This window comes from Acinetobacter sp. NBRC 110496 (genome assembly GCF_000876115.1).
Taxonomy (GTDB): Bacteria; Pseudomonadota; Gammaproteobacteria; order Pseudomonadales; family Moraxellaceae; genus Acinetobacter.
In genome coordinates, this window is record NZ_BBTF01000009.1 from 56,315 (window position 1) to 70,095 (window position 13,781).

The window sequence follows — 13,781 nt, forward strand, 5'->3', positions numbered from 1 at the left end:
ACCACCAACATTTATAAATACTCTATTTAATAGAAAGCCAATATACAAAACGAATAAAATCATAAGAAAAAACATCTAGAGGTGACTCTTTTAAAATTTTAGCCATTTCTTTAAATGCTTTCCCTTTGGACTGTAAACTTAATTCACAAGCTTTTAACCAGCCTACTCTTTTTTTTGCTCGTTGATATAATGGCTCATCAGTATAAAAACTTAAAACCTGTATCCGTCCATCATACATAGTACTAATTTGCTTGAATGTATTATTTTCATGCGACCTATATTGTGATAAAATTTGAGGAATATAATGTAATTCGCCTTTTTTTGATAATAATAACCACATATACCAATCTTCAAGCTTAACTTTTACATTATATCCACCTGTTTCCTTTACACATTTTAATCTTACCATCTGAGTTGGTGCAGGTAGGTCATGCTTTAACATTATAATTTCATCAAAGCTATATGATTTCTTCTTTGATATTATACGATTAAGGACTGTTCCACTTTCATCAATTATTTCAGTACCACCACATACACCTATACAATTTTTATTGTCCAAAAAATGATGAACCTGAACCTGTGTTTTATCCTCCAACATTCTATCATCAGATGCTATAACCGAAAAATACTCACCCTGACACCATTCCAATGCTTCGTTTAATGTAGCACTTAATCCTTTATTTGATCTATGCCTAAATTCAAAACGAGTAAAACGTCTCTCACATTTTTCTATCATTTCCTTTATTTTTAAGACTGATTCATCTTTTGAACCATCATCTATAATGATAAGCTCGATATTTTGGTACGTTTGATCAATTACACTCTGAATAGAATCTTGAACGAAATCTATATGGTTATAGCATGGTATAACAATAGAAACTAAAGGGGCTGCCACTTCATTCATTGATCAAACCTTTCTTTTAAAACCCTAAAAACAAAAAAACTCATTACTAGCCAATACATCCCATAATTGACTAAATGAGCAATTGATACGCCCTCAAAACCAAAAATGTGTGTACATACATAAGTTAGTAGAATAGAGGTTATTGCAAAAATAATTTCAGTTGTTACAAATAAGCGAGTCATTGCTTTGCTTAGCATCAGATATGCTAAGACCCAGCTTCCAATTTTTAAAGAATCACCTATCATCTGCCAAAGAAATAAGTCACGCATTGGCAAAAAAGTTTTAGTAAACAAAATAGCTACGATCCAATCTCTTAGCAAATAGACAACCCAACCACCGACGATAGCCAATGGAAATATAAATTTATATCCTAAGAAAATTTCTTTCCTTATCTCTTCAATTTTTGAAAGCTCAGAAAGTCTAGGTAAATAGTACACGCCTAACGTTGTAGTAACTAACATAAGATACGCGGCGCTTAGGCGTATCATCGCTTCCCAATACCCTGCGTAGGTTGAACCATACTCATATGTTAAATAACTTCGAATAGCCATTTGGGAAAGAGGAACACAAACTGCACTGACCAACGCCATAAAAGCAAAAGCTGCAATTTTTTTAGCAATCACTTTATCTATTTTCCCAAATAGATAAGACAACTTAAACCAATTAGCTTTGTAACATAAAAATAGGGTTATTAAGAAAGCTAAAGATTGATAAATTGAAAGTGCAACCAAAGCACCATATAAACCATATTTTACAGCTAAAAGGCTTGTTACCACTAAAGAAAAAATACTGCCTACAATATTTGCGGTAACTAATCTTAAAACCTCTTTTTTACCATTTAAAATAGCTAAAAAAAGTGCATTAAAGGTAAAAAAGGTCAAAAATACAGCAAACCAAACAAAAACCGTTTGATAAAGATCAGTATGAAAAATATAAACAGAAAGCTGTTTTTGAAAAATTAGTATAATTAATGAAAAAATTAAACTAAAAAGTAAAACAATACTGCCTGCTGTTTTCCATACATCCTTTTGTTTGGTTTCATCTTCATAATACTCGGCAGTATATTTGATAACTGCAGTATTAATAGCGCTGCCAGCAAAAGTTGTCACCATTTGTATAAAATTTTGAAACTGTCCAATAGCCGCATAACCAGCTGGACCAACATAAACAGCCAAAATTTTATTAAGTATAAACATAGTTGCTGTTTTAATTAAAACAGCAACTCCATTTAATATACTTGTTTTTAATAAATTCATTTAAGCTTTAAAACTATTACAGAGCTGAATTACTTTTTCAGCTTCTTCCACACTTAAAGTAGGGCCAATAGGTAAACTCATTATTTCAGCATGAATCTGTTCAGATACAGGATAACTTAAATCACTCCATTCTTTATAAGCCTGCTGTTTATGTGGTGGAATAGGATAATGAATTAAAGTCTGTACGCCATGTTCAGCCAGATATTCTTGCAAAGCCTCTCGATGTTGTGTACGGATTACAAATAAATGCCAAACATGCTGCTGATATTTCTCAGCATGTTTATGTTCCAATGGCAGCTTAATTAAAGGGTTTGATATATTCTGTAAATACCATTGTGCAATTTTACGACGATGTTCCACATCTTGATCCAAATATTTCAATTTTATATCCAGCATGGCAGCCTGAATCTCATCAAGGCGGCTATTTACGCCAGGCACTAAATTTTTATATTTTTCGTGGGAACCATAATTTCGAAGAGCGCGTAACATCTTTGCAAGCTCTTCATTATTCGTTGTTACAGCACCTGCATCTCCTAGCGCCCCCAGATTTTTTCCAGGGTAAAAGCTAAAGCCAGAAGCATCCCCCCAGTTTCCAGCCCTTGTTCCGTTGATTTCAGCACCATGAGACTGTGCGGAATCCTCTAAAACGAGCAAATTATGTTGATTTGCAATTGTCATAATTTCAGGCATTTCTGCCAATTGTCCGTATAAATGAACGGGTAAAATGACTTTTGTTTTCGGAGTGATTGCCGCTTCAATCTTTTTGGGATCGATATTATAAGTATTAATATCTGGTTCAACCAAAACCGGGGTCAGATTATTTGCGGTAATTGCCAAAATACTTGCAATATAAGTATTTGATGGAACGATTACTTCATCACCATCTTCCAATTTCCCCAACTCTTTCCACGCACGAAGAGTCAGAATCAAGGCATCTAAACCATTTGCTACACCAATTGCAAATTTCGCTCCACAGTAGTCCGCAAAGCTTTGCTCAAATTGGGCTAACTCATTACCACCTATATACCATCCAGAGTCTATAACACGAGTACAAGCTTCAATTAACTCTGCACGATATTGGCCGTTTATACTTTTTAAATCTAAGAAGGGAATCATTATTTCACATAGCCTTTAATAATCGCAGGATTTCCTACCACAATTGCATTTTCTGGGACATCTCTGGTTACAACTGCACCAGCACCAACCAATGCATTCTGACCAATTCTTATACCCGGTAAAATAGTAGCATTGGCGCCGACACTTGCACCTTGTTCAACTACAGTTTTTAAGAATTCATCGGGATATTGTTTTGAGCGGGGGGTTTTATCATTTGTAAAAGTAACGCTAGGACCAATAAAGACATTATCTTCTAATGTAATCCCATCCCAAACGTAAACACCAGATTTGATTGTGACGTTATCGCCGATTTGTACATCATTTTCGATCATCGTATGTGCACAAATATTACAATTTTCACCAATAACTGCTTGTGGGAAAATCACACTATATTGCCAAACTTTTGTTTTTTGACCAATGTTCTTAGATTTAACATCTGATAATGGATGAATATAAGGCTGATTTACAACCTGAAGAAATTCATCATAATTTCGAATATAATCTTGCTCTGTAAAATGCTCACTCGCCAACACCAACAATACACAATCTTCTGAAAAATCATGCATTTCACGCCAAATTAGCCCTTCAATAACAAGGCCTTGGGTGGGGTTATCTAAAATAACGTCTTCTTTGACAAACCCATTATCCAAAATAAATCTGCAACTGCCTTTCAAGCATATTGCAACTTGTTTTAGACCAATATGGGCATGAAAGCCACGCGGTTTTGTTGAGGTTTTAAAGATGTAATACAAACGTTTTACATCAAAAGGAATTGATTGATTAGATTCAATCGCAACCAAGCCACCTCTTTCATCGCCAAAACTCGGCAAGTCAATTAATTTTACAAGGCTCATTTTATTCAGTTACCAACGAAATCAAATACTGTCCATAGTCATTTTTACTCATACTTTGGCCAATCTCTAACACCTGAGCTTTCGTCAACCAACCATTATGGAGTGCAATTTCTTCGAGGCAAGCTACTTTATAACCTTGACGCTTTTCAATGGTTTCAACAAACTGTGCTGCTTCGAGCAGACTGGCATGCGTACCTGTGTCTAACCAAGCAAAACCACGTCCAAGTAACTCTACATTAAGATCACCACGATCTAAATACATCTGGTTCACTGTCGTAATTTCAAGTTCACCACGATCTGAAGGTTTTACTTGTTTAGCAATTTTTACAACATCCTTATCGTAAAAATAAAGACCCGTAACCGCAAAGTTCGATTTTGGCTGTTTTGGTTTCTCTTCTAATGAAACTGCTCGTTTTTGCTCATCAAACTCAACAACACCAAAGCGCTCAGGATCTTTTACTTGATAACCAAAGACAGTTGCACCTTTTTGGCGTGCTACGGCTTGACGTAACATTGGTGTAAAACCTTGACCATAGAAAATATTATCACCAAGGACTAAACAGACATTACTGTCACCAATAAATTCTTCACCAAGAATAAATGCTTGAGCCAAGCCATCTGGGCTTGGCTGAATCGCATAGCTTAGCTCTACACCGAACTGTGAGCCATCACCCAATAATCGTTTAAAACCATCTATATCTTCTGGTGTACTAATAATAAGGACTTCACAAATACCAGCCAACATCAACACAGACAATGGATAATAAACCATTGGTTTATCATAAATTGGTAACAATTGTTTTGAAACACCTTTTGTGATTGGATACAAACGTGTCCCTGAACCACCTGCCAGAATTATACCCTTTGTACTCATTATGCACTTACACCTAGTCTTTCTCTTTGGTAACTACCATCTTGTACTCGACGGCACCATTCCAAGTTATTTAAATACCACTCAACAGTCTTTCTAATACCTGTTTCAAATGTTTCCTCAGGCTTCCAGCCTAGATCTCTTTCAATTTTTGCAGCATCAATTGCATAACGTAAGTCATGTCCTGGACGGTCCTTTACGAGAGTAATTAATGTCTCATAAGGCTGATGATTATTTTGTGGTTTTAATTCATCTAAAATTTTACAAATTGTTTTTACAACTTCTATATTTTGTTTCTCATTATGACCACCAATATTATAAGTTTCTCCAACTTTCCCTTCAGTCACAACTTTATACAAGGCTTTGGCATGATCTTCGACATATAGCCAATCACGAATCTGGTCACCTTTACCATAAATCGGTAAAGCTTTGCCATCCAGCGCATTTAAGATCACCAAAGGTATCAACTTTTCAGGGAAGTGGTATGGCCCATAATTGTTTGAACAATTCGTTACCACCGTTGGTAAGTCATACGTTCTATGCCAAGCACGCACTAAATGATCAGAGCTTGCTTTACTCGCTGAATAAGGTGAACTTGGTGCATAAGAGGTTGTTTCAGTAAATAGGTCCGTTGTACCTTCTAGATCACCATAAACTTCATCTGTTGAGATATGATGAAATTTAAAAGAAGTTTTCTTCTCTTCACTTAATTGTAACCAGTACTTGCGTGTAACTTCTAATATTGTATAAGTTCCAACAATATTTGTTGTAATAAATTCAGCAGGACCATCAATAGATCGATCAACATGTGACTCAGCAGCCAGATGCATAATAGCATCTGGCTGGAACTGTTCAAAAACATGTTCTAATTTTTCAGCATCGCAAATATCAACTTGTTGAAAATGATACCGTGGATCCTGATCAATTTCTTTTAATGATTCCAAATTCCCAGCATAGGTAAGCTTATCTACATTGAGTACTTCATCACTCGTATTTTTTATAATGTGACGTACCACGGCAGAACCAATGAATCCAGCCCCACCTGTTAACAATATTCGCATACTTTCTTACCACATCTTAAAATTTGACCACATCTTATACTTTCAACATTAAATTATTTAGACATTAAAATTACACAGTTTTAAGTTAAGTTTTAGCGGTCGAGCCCTATTTCACGACATCATATAACAAATTTTGTCACTTTGTTAGGCTATCTTTCTTATCATTTCTTTACTTTTAAACATTAAGGTTGTAGAAGATATACTCAGCAATTGCCTACTTTTCTAATGCTAACGAATTATATATTTCATTATGGTATTGAAATCAGATCAAATAGATAGATCAGTGCGAATCAAAGAAGGCCTTAATGTAGCTACAAATAACTTGTTTTTTTAAAAATAGTACCTTCACAAAAACTGTACGAGCGGGAACCAAATCATTAGTAATTCTAATCATCAAGCGAATATTACAATGACTCAAATAGAGGTGATAAAAGAAAAAAAACCAGACTAAGAGTCGAATAAAATCAAAAAAAGTTCACTATTATTAAATATTTAAAAAAATTCACCTTGCTACGAACTTATAAAAAAGCACCCTCCGTTTCCTACAGAAGTAACTTCTAGCAATTGTTTAGAACTTCTACAATCTTTAAATTAGTTGAACACATTTATAACTTTTACTAGTTTAAAAGAGTGTTATGATTTCTCCCGCTTTTCAGCTAAAATCGATGCACTTTGTGTTCCCTATTGATTGGCAATAGCGAGTTAGGGTTTAACAGATAAAATATAATTAAGGGTTTCATGTGAAGTACAAACAGCTTTTCTCAATTCTTGCAGTCAGTCTCAGCACAGTGAGTTGTGCAATAACTTCTGGCCTTCAAACATATGATTTACCAAGTGAGGGAAGCTATAAGACTGACCAAGGTGCCAATATTGCCGTTGTTCAACTTACACAAGAAAACTTACTCAATCAAATTAATGAGAAGAATTCTCCTCAAAAAAATCTCGGCCCCTTATTTAACACACAGCATTATCAATATCGCTTAAGCGCTGGTGATGTACTTTCTATTCAATTATGGGCTTATCCTGAAATCACACCACCAGTAAATAATATTAATAATACTGAATCGGCTCAAGCAAGCGGATATCCTATTGATACCAGTGGAAATGTACAGCTTCCTCTAGTCGGTCAAGTGCATGTTGCAGGTAAAACACTCCCTGAAATCAATCGCTTTTTACATAGTCAATTCGCAAAATATTTAAAAGCACCAGACATTGTTGTTCGCGTTCTATCCTATGAAGGCAATCGCTATTTTGTAAATGGTCAGGTTATGCGTAGCGGGCAATATACCTTAAAAGACCAACCGATTAGTTTATATACCGCATTAAGTATGGCTGGTGGTATCAAAACTGAGACTGGGGATAGCACAGCAATTCAACTGATTCGTAATGGCCTTACCTATGATCTAGATCTCATTTCGCTTGAAAAAAATGGCTACTCTTTACACAAGCTATTAATTCAACCCAACGATACCATTTTTGTGAATACCAAGCAAAATCAAAAACTTTATGTCATGGGTGAGTCTAGTCGTAGCCAAGCGATCAGTCTGCGTGATCAAGGTATGACCTTAAGTGATGTCCTTGGCGAAAGTGAAGGTATTAATCCTTATTCAGCAAGCGCAGCACGAATTTACGTAATGCGTACAGACCTCAACACTCATAAATCTACAGTCTACCATTTAAATCTTAGTAACTTCGGTAACCTGGCATTAGCCAATCAATTTGCAATGCAGAAAAATGATATTGTCTATATCGATGCAACTGGTTTAACACGCTGGCAGCGTATCATGAATCAGGTCATTCCATTCTCTAGTGCTCTATATAGCTTTGATCGACTTGGTAAGAACTAGAATGCAATTACAAAATATCTTAGTCGTCTGTGTCGGTAATATCTGCCGAAGCCCTATGGCAGAGTATTACTTAAAAGTTCAGCATCCAACATTAAATATTTCATCAGCAGGTATTGCTGCCCTAGTTGGCAATCCTGCTGATGCCAAAGCGATTTATTGTATGGACAAATTGAATATCGATATGCGATCGCATATTGCTCGTCAGCTGAATGCTGAATTAATCAAGCAAAATGATCTTATTCTAGTCATGAGTAATAATCAACAAAAGCATATTGAACAAACTTGGCCATTTGCAAAAGGTAAAGTTTTCCGATTAGGGCATTGGCAAGAAAAAAATGTTCCTGATCCCTACCAACATGACCAAGCATTTTTTGATCAAACTTGTCATAACATCCAAAGCTATGTGCAAGATTGGCGTAACCGATTATAATTCTGTATTAGTTGCAACATTATGAACCAAAATTCTAAAATTAGTGAAGATACGATTGATTTAAAAGAGTTATTCTTTTCTTTAATTGCACAATGGAAAATAATTACACTCTGTGTGATTTTAAGTTTGATTTGTGCAATATTGTATTTACGCATTACATCAGATATCTATTCTGTAGATGCAATGGTACAAGTTGAGGAAAGTAAAGGTGCAGCATCTGCTGCTCTTCTTGGAGATCTCTCTAAAGTGACCGGTGGTATAGGTCAAAAATCGCCTGCTGATGCGGAGATTGAAATCCTACATTCAAGAATGGTTTTAGGAAAAGTTATTTATAATCTTAATCTTGATATTGCAATTAAAGATAATACATCAGGTATTATAGATCGGATGCTATCTCAGAGTAAAAGTAGGCTCACATATCAACATGATGCTGTAACCTATACAAATCAGCAGAATAGCTTAATCATTAAAAAATTGACTGTGCCTGAATATTATTTAGATAAGCCATTGAAATTAGAGTTTAAAGATTCTAATCACTTCAATTTTATATATAAAAACCAAATCGTATTTAATGGCAAACTTAACCAAAAAAATATATTAGAAACTAACAAAGGCTTATGGGCTGTTGAAATTAATGCTCAAGGAGATCTGTCAAAGCAAAGTTACACCTTGTCTAAATTTGCACTACCAACAGCCGTTAAAAAGTTTAATGAAATATACTCTGTTTCAGAAAAAGGAAAAATGACTGGCGTCATTGGGCTAAGCTATCTTGGTCAAGACCCTGAACAAATCACTCAAATTTTAAATAACGTCTTAGATGTATACCATCAGCAAAATATTGAACGTAAATCATTGGAATCTAAACAAACGTTAGTGTTTTTAGAAAAACAACTTCCTGAGCTTCGAAAACAGCTCGAAGATTCTGAAATTAAATTCAATCAGTTCCGCGAAAAATATAAAACTGTTGACGTCAATGCTGAATCAGAACTTCTTCTAAAACAAAACATTGATTTAGAAAAGTTAAAAATTGAATTACAACAAAAACAAGCTGAACTATCAGCCAAATATACCAATGACCATCCATTAATTCGTCAAATTGATGCGCAAGTTACTGAACTGAATAAAAAAATAGCCGATTTAAACAATCGTCTTACCCAACTCCCAGAAACACAGCGCCTCTATTTACAGCTCTACCGCGATGTAAAGGTAAATACGGAGTTATATACCTCATTACTCAACTCTTACCAACAATTAAAAATTGCCAATGCAGGTGAAATTGGCAGTGTCCGCATTATTGATACAGCAGTTGAACCAGTTAAACCAGTTAAGCCACAAAAGTTAATTGTCTTAATTTTATCAATTTTAGTTGGTGGCTTTATTGGAGTCTTAATCGCCCTGATTCGGAATATGTTCCAAACTGGTGTTAAAGATTCGGCGCAAATCGAGAATGAGTTTGATTTGCCTGTTTACGCCACTGTACCCCGTTCACCTATTCAGGAAACTCGTATGAGTATCTTGAAAAAGAAAAAATCGATTCCTATTTTGGCGGTCAAACATAGCGATGATATTGCGATTGAAAGCTTAAGAAGTATTCGAACCGCGATTCATTTTGCTTTGAGCAATGCAAAAAATAATATCATCATGATTTCTGGTCCAGCACCAGAAGTCGGTAAATCATTTGTCTCGACTAACCTGGCAACGATATTTGCGCAAAGTAATAAACGTGTATTACTAATCGACGCCGATATGCGCCGCGGTTATATGCATAAATACTTTAATCTAGAGGTAACCCCAGGCCTATCAGAACTGTTAAGCCAACAAGTTAGCTTAGAACAGGTTCTGCATAAAACGAATGTTGAAAACTTGGATGTGATTAGTCGTGGTAAAAGCCCAACCAATCCATCTGAGATGTTGAGCTCTACTTTCTTTAAAGAACTTTTAGAACAACTAAGTCCGCTCTACGATCATATTATTATTGATACACCGCCTGTTTTAGCGGTTACCGATGGGATTATTATTTCTCAATATGTCGGTGTGAATTTGATGATTGCCCGCTTCGCAAAATCGCAAATGAAAGAGCTAGAACTGAGTGTTAATCGCTTTGAACAAGCTGGGGTTAAAGTCAATGGCTTTATTCTCAATGACATTCAACGTTCGAGTGCTGGGGGTGGATATAATTATGCTTATGCCTACACGGCGCAAAAAGATAATTAATACCTTCTAACTGAATGTGCAAAGCCAGATCTCCGGATCTGGCTTTTTATTTGATACCTGTAAAACATAAATCTTATAAAAAACACACGCATTTTTGCGGTTAATTATTCAATGCCCCAACCTATACATGCTAAGATCAATGCCATATTTTTTATTAAAATCTCACTTTGGGACATCTCATGAGTAAAGCTTTACCTTTCGTTGTCGCGGTCGTTTTAGGCGGTGCAGCGCTCGTTCCTGTATATTATGCGACTAAACATCCGGCAACTGAACTTGGGGCCAAAGCTGATAAAAATGCAGCGCCTGTCGCAAAAATCAGTTACGCATTGGGCTATGAAGTTGCTAAACAAACACCTCCTGAATTAGAAACCAGTGCCTTCATTACCGGTTTCCGTGATGGACATGGGCAAAAACCTGCTGCCTATACAGAAGAGGAATTACAAGCCGCTTATGTTGAATTCCAGAAAGAAATGCAACAAAAACAGCTCAATGACAGTAAAAAAGTTGAAGCAACTAACAATAGCTTCCTAGCAGAAAATGCGAAAAAAGAAGGCGTGAAAACTACGGCTTCAGGTCTACAATATAAAATCACCAAAGAAGGTACAGGTAAACAACCGACTGCCAGTTCTGTGGTAAAAGTTCATTACAAAGGCCAACTCACCGATGGTAAAGTCTTTGACAGCTCTTATGATCGTGGTGAACCAATTGAGTTCCCACTGAACCAAGTGATTCCAGGTTGGACTGAAGGCTTGCAACTGATGAAAGAAGGCGGTAAAGCAACGCTTTATATTCCTGCGAACTTAGGTTACGGTGAGCAAGGTGTTCCTGGTTCAATCCCACCAAATAGCACATTAATTTTTGATGTAGAATTAATCGCGGTAAAATAAACTGATATAAGGAGAGCTTGTGCTCTCCTTTATTTTTTGGAAGAAATAATGAAAAAACTAAGTTTAATTTTAATTGCCTCAACCATCGGAACGGTTCACGCGGCACCTATTACTCAAAAAAGTCCACAAAAAGATCAACTTGGCTATAGCTATGGTTATCTGATGGGTCGAGGTAATGCTGAAACTTTAAAAGATTTGAATATGGATGCCTTTGTACAGGGCTTACAAGAAGCGATTCAAGGGAAAAATGCCTCCTTAACGGATGAGGAAATGGCCAATGTTCTCAGCCAATATAAAAAGCGCTTGGAAGCAAAGCAACTGGTTGAGTTTCAAGAACAGGCACAAAAAAATGATCAGGCAGGTAAAGCCTTTTTAGCTGAAAATGCAAAGAAAGCTGATATTGTCACAACCAAATCAGGCCTGCAATATCAAGTTTTACAGCAAGGCAAAGGCAAAACACCAAAGGCAACATCTACAGTGAAAGTAAACTATGAAGGACGTCTATTGGATGGTACAGTCTTCGATAGTTCTATTGCACGCAACCATCCGCTTGAGTTTAAGCTTAGCCAAGTGATTTCAGGCTGGACCGAAGGTGTGCAAACCATGAAAGAAGGGGGCAAAAGCCGTTTCTTTATTCCTGCCAATTTAGCATACGGTGATGTTGGCTCTGGTGATGCAATTGGTCCTAACAGTACTTTAATTTTTGATATTGAACTGCTCGAAGTTAAATAATAAAAAAACCCTCCTTCACGGAGGGTTTAACTTTTCAGTCATATCCTTAAGCTTTTAAATGTCGAGGACGGAAACCGGTCACCAACAATCCAATCACATAAGCCATTACGCCGACCACACACAAACCGACCACCTCTGCGATACGTAACCATTGCGAGATATCGCCTTGGTACCACGTTAAACCATACCAAAGCGCAGCAATCATGGTGATATTGGCCACGGCATATTGGAATGCCAATTTCTTCCAGTGCCCACCAAAACGATAAATATTACGTTTATGTAAATAGAAATACAGCATTCCTGCATTCACCAAAGCAGAACCTGAAGAAGCAAGCGCTAAGGCCATATGCTCTGCATGCCAATCAATCAACTTAAACAAGCCAATGAAGATCACGTTTAAAATGGCATTGGCTGCGACCGCCATTAAACCGACACGAACGGGTGTTTTGGTATCTTGCTGTGCATAAAAACCAGGTGCAAATACTTTGATTAACATAAACGAGATGACGCCTGCACTCATACATTGCAAGGCCAATGCTGTCATTCGGGTATCTTCTAAAGTGAACTCACCTCGTTGGAACAAGGCCTGAATAATTGGTGTCGAGAGCATAAATAGTGCAATACTCGATGGAATACCCACCAACAGAATAATCTTGGCAGCCCAATCAATCATATTTCTAAATTTAGCTTGATCTTGTTCCGCATGACGCGCAGACAGTGAAGGTAAAATCACGGTGCCAATTGCTACGCCAATCAAACCGAGTGGCAGTTCAGTCATACGTTCTGCACTGTATAACCAAGACACCGAGCCATCCTGCATGAATGAAGCCCAAATAGTGTTCAGTAATAAATTAATCTGCGTGACCGAAACACCAAACAAAGCAGGAAGCATTAATTTTAAAATGCGATCCACGCCTTCATGTTTGAAGTCCACTTTAGGCGGAATCAGTAAATTCTTCTTCCATAATTCAGGAATCTGGATCGCTAATTGTAAAACGCCTGCAACGACGACAGCCCAACCCAAGGCCATAATCGGTTCCGCCATGTACGGCGTCAGCCACCACGCCCCTGCAATCATTGCGACATTCAGCAATACAGGTGAAAATGCAGGCGATGCAAATGAACCATAACTGTTTAGGATACTGCTGGCAAAAGCCGTCAATGACATAAACATTAAGTAGGGAATGGTCAAGCGGAACATATCCACAGCGAGCTCAAACTTCTCTGGATCGTTATGGAAACCTGGCGCATAAATATAAATAATTGCGGGTGCCGCCACCATCGCCACAAAGGTCAGCAATGACATTGCTGTAAGCAAACAACCAAATACCCGACTAATTAAAATCTGGACTTCGGCATGCGCTCGACTGGTTTTGTATTCCGTTAAAACAGGAATGAAAGCCTGAGAGAAAGCCCCCTCGGCAAATAAACGCCTGAAAAAATTGGGAATACGAAAGGCAACGACAAAAGTATCGAAGTCCTTACCGGCACCAAATACATTGAGCAGTACCACATCACGTACTAAACCCAACACTCGAGATAACATCGTCATTGCACTGACAATTACAGTCGATCGCCACAATGCCATCGCATTCACCTACGGCTTATC

12 protein-coding genes are annotated in these 13,781 nt (G+C 37.0%); 5 read left to right on the forward strand and 7 right to left on the reverse strand.

What is annotated here, in order from left to right:
* Positions 1–22 precede the first annotated feature (22 nt).
* Genes Aba26S_RS06865 through rfbB form a run of 6 tightly spaced genes read right to left on the reverse strand, consistent with a single transcriptional unit; the run spans position 23 to position 6,062 of the window.
* Positions 23–904: a glycosyltransferase gene (locus tag Aba26S_RS06865; protein ID WP_043970933.1), complete on the reverse strand. Its 882-nt coding sequence runs from the start codon at positions 902–904 to the stop codon at positions 23–25.
* Positions 901–2,160 (reverse strand): O-antigen translocase, encoded by a 1,260-nt coding sequence (locus Aba26S_RS06870; RefSeq protein WP_043970935.1) that lies wholly within the window; start codon positions 2,158–2,160, stop codon positions 901–903. The genes Aba26S_RS06865 and Aba26S_RS06870 overlap by 4 nt, the downstream gene beginning before the upstream one ends.
* Positions 2,161–3,276 carry a DegT/DnrJ/EryC1/StrS aminotransferase family protein gene (locus Aba26S_RS06875; RefSeq protein WP_043970937.1) on the reverse strand — a complete coding sequence of 372 codons (1,116 nt, stop codon included), beginning with the start codon at positions 3,274–3,276 and terminating at the stop codon, positions 2,161–2,163.
* Complete coding sequence (locus Aba26S_RS06880; protein ID WP_081408438.1) at positions 3,276–4,130, reverse strand: WxcM-like domain-containing protein; 855 nt, start codon at positions 4,128–4,130, stop codon at positions 3,276–3,278. Before Aba26S_RS06880 ends, Aba26S_RS06875 begins: the two co-directional genes overlap by 1 nt.
* Before the next feature lies 1 nt (position 4,131).
* On the reverse strand, positions 4,132–5,004 hold the full coding sequence (rfbA, locus tag Aba26S_RS06885) for a glucose-1-phosphate thymidylyltransferase RfbA (RefSeq protein WP_043970939.1): 873 nt from the start codon (positions 5,002–5,004) through the stop codon (positions 4,132–4,134).
* Positions 5,004–6,062 (reverse strand): dTDP-glucose 4,6-dehydratase, encoded by a 1,059-nt coding sequence (gene rfbB, locus Aba26S_RS06890; protein WP_043970941.1) that lies wholly within the window; start codon positions 6,060–6,062, stop codon positions 5,004–5,006. Before rfbB ends, rfbA begins: the two co-directional genes overlap by 1 nt.
* A 740-nt stretch (positions 6,063–6,802) precedes the next feature.
* Here rfbB and Aba26S_RS06895 point away from each other — a divergent pair.
* The 5 genes from Aba26S_RS06895 to Aba26S_RS06915 all read left to right on the forward strand — a co-directional run bounded on the left by Aba26S_RS06895 (position 6,803) and on the right by Aba26S_RS06915 (position 12,172).
* Entirely contained in the window at positions 6,803–7,909 is a 1,107-nt protein-coding gene (locus tag Aba26S_RS06895; RefSeq protein ID WP_043970943.1) for a polysaccharide biosynthesis/export family protein, read from the forward strand.
* 1 nt (position 7,910) lies between these two features.
* Positions 7,911–8,339: a low molecular weight protein-tyrosine-phosphatase gene (locus Aba26S_RS06900; protein WP_043970945.1), complete on the forward strand. Its 429-nt coding sequence runs from the start codon at positions 7,911–7,913 to the stop codon at positions 8,337–8,339.
* Between the two features lie 21 nt (positions 8,340–8,360).
* On the forward strand, positions 8,361–10,553 hold the full coding sequence (locus Aba26S_RS06905) for a polysaccharide biosynthesis tyrosine autokinase (RefSeq protein WP_043970946.1): 2,193 nt from the start codon (positions 8,361–8,363) through the stop codon (positions 10,551–10,553).
* 179 nt (positions 10,554–10,732) lie between these two features.
* Entirely contained in the window at positions 10,733–11,440 is a 708-nt protein-coding gene (locus Aba26S_RS06910; protein WP_043970948.1) for an FKBP-type peptidyl-prolyl cis-trans isomerase, read from the forward strand.
* 48 nt (positions 11,441–11,488) lie between these two features.
* Positions 11,489–12,172: an FKBP-type peptidyl-prolyl cis-trans isomerase gene (locus Aba26S_RS06915; RefSeq protein WP_043970950.1), complete on the forward strand. Its 684-nt coding sequence runs from the start codon at positions 11,489–11,491 to the stop codon at positions 12,170–12,172.
* Positions 12,173–12,218: 46 nt separating this feature from the next.
* On the opposite strand, the gene murJ is transcribed toward Aba26S_RS06915, so the two are convergent.
* On the reverse strand, positions 12,219–13,769 hold the full coding sequence (gene murJ, locus Aba26S_RS06920) for a murein biosynthesis integral membrane protein MurJ (protein WP_171248928.1): 1,551 nt from the start codon (positions 13,767–13,769) through the stop codon (positions 12,219–12,221).
* Between the last annotated feature and the right edge of the window lie 12 nt (positions 13,770–13,781).

Bases quoted from the DNA above. Each gene is read 5' to 3' on its own strand.
- Aba26S_RS06915 (WP_043970950.1), top strand. From the start codon at position 11,489: ATGAAAAAACTAAGTTTAATTTTAATTGCCTCAACCATCGGAACGGTT.
- Aba26S_RS06910 (WP_043970948.1), top strand. From the start codon at position 10,733: ATGAGTAAAGCTTTACCTTTCGTTGTCGCGGTCGTTTTAGGCGGTGCA.
- rfbB (WP_043970941.1), bottom strand. From the start codon at position 6,062: ATGCGAATATTGTTAACAGGTGGGGCTGGATTCATTGGTTCTGCCGTG.
- Aba26S_RS06870 (WP_043970935.1), bottom strand. From the start codon at position 2,160: ATGAATTTATTAAAAACAAGTATATTAAATGGAGTTGCTGTTTTAATT.
- Aba26S_RS06900 (WP_043970945.1), top strand. From the start codon at position 7,911: ATGCAATTACAAAATATCTTAGTCGTCTGTGTCGGTAATATCTGCCGA.
- Aba26S_RS06880 (WP_081408438.1), bottom strand. From the start codon at position 4,130: ATGAGCCTTGTAAAATTAATTGACTTGCCGAGTTTTGGCGATGAAAGA.
- rfbA (WP_043970939.1), bottom strand. From the start codon at position 5,004: ATGAGTACAAAGGGTATAATTCTGGCAGGTGGTTCAGGGACACGTTTG.
- Aba26S_RS06865 (WP_043970933.1), bottom strand. From the start codon at position 904: ATGAATGAAGTGGCAGCCCCTTTAGTTTCTATTGTTATACCATGCTAT.
- Aba26S_RS06905 (WP_043970946.1), top strand. From the start codon at position 8,361: ATGAACCAAAATTCTAAAATTAGTGAAGATACGATTGATTTAAAAGAG.
- Aba26S_RS06875 (WP_043970937.1), bottom strand. From the start codon at position 3,276: ATGATTCCCTTCTTAGATTTAAAAAGTATAAACGGCCAATATCGTGCA.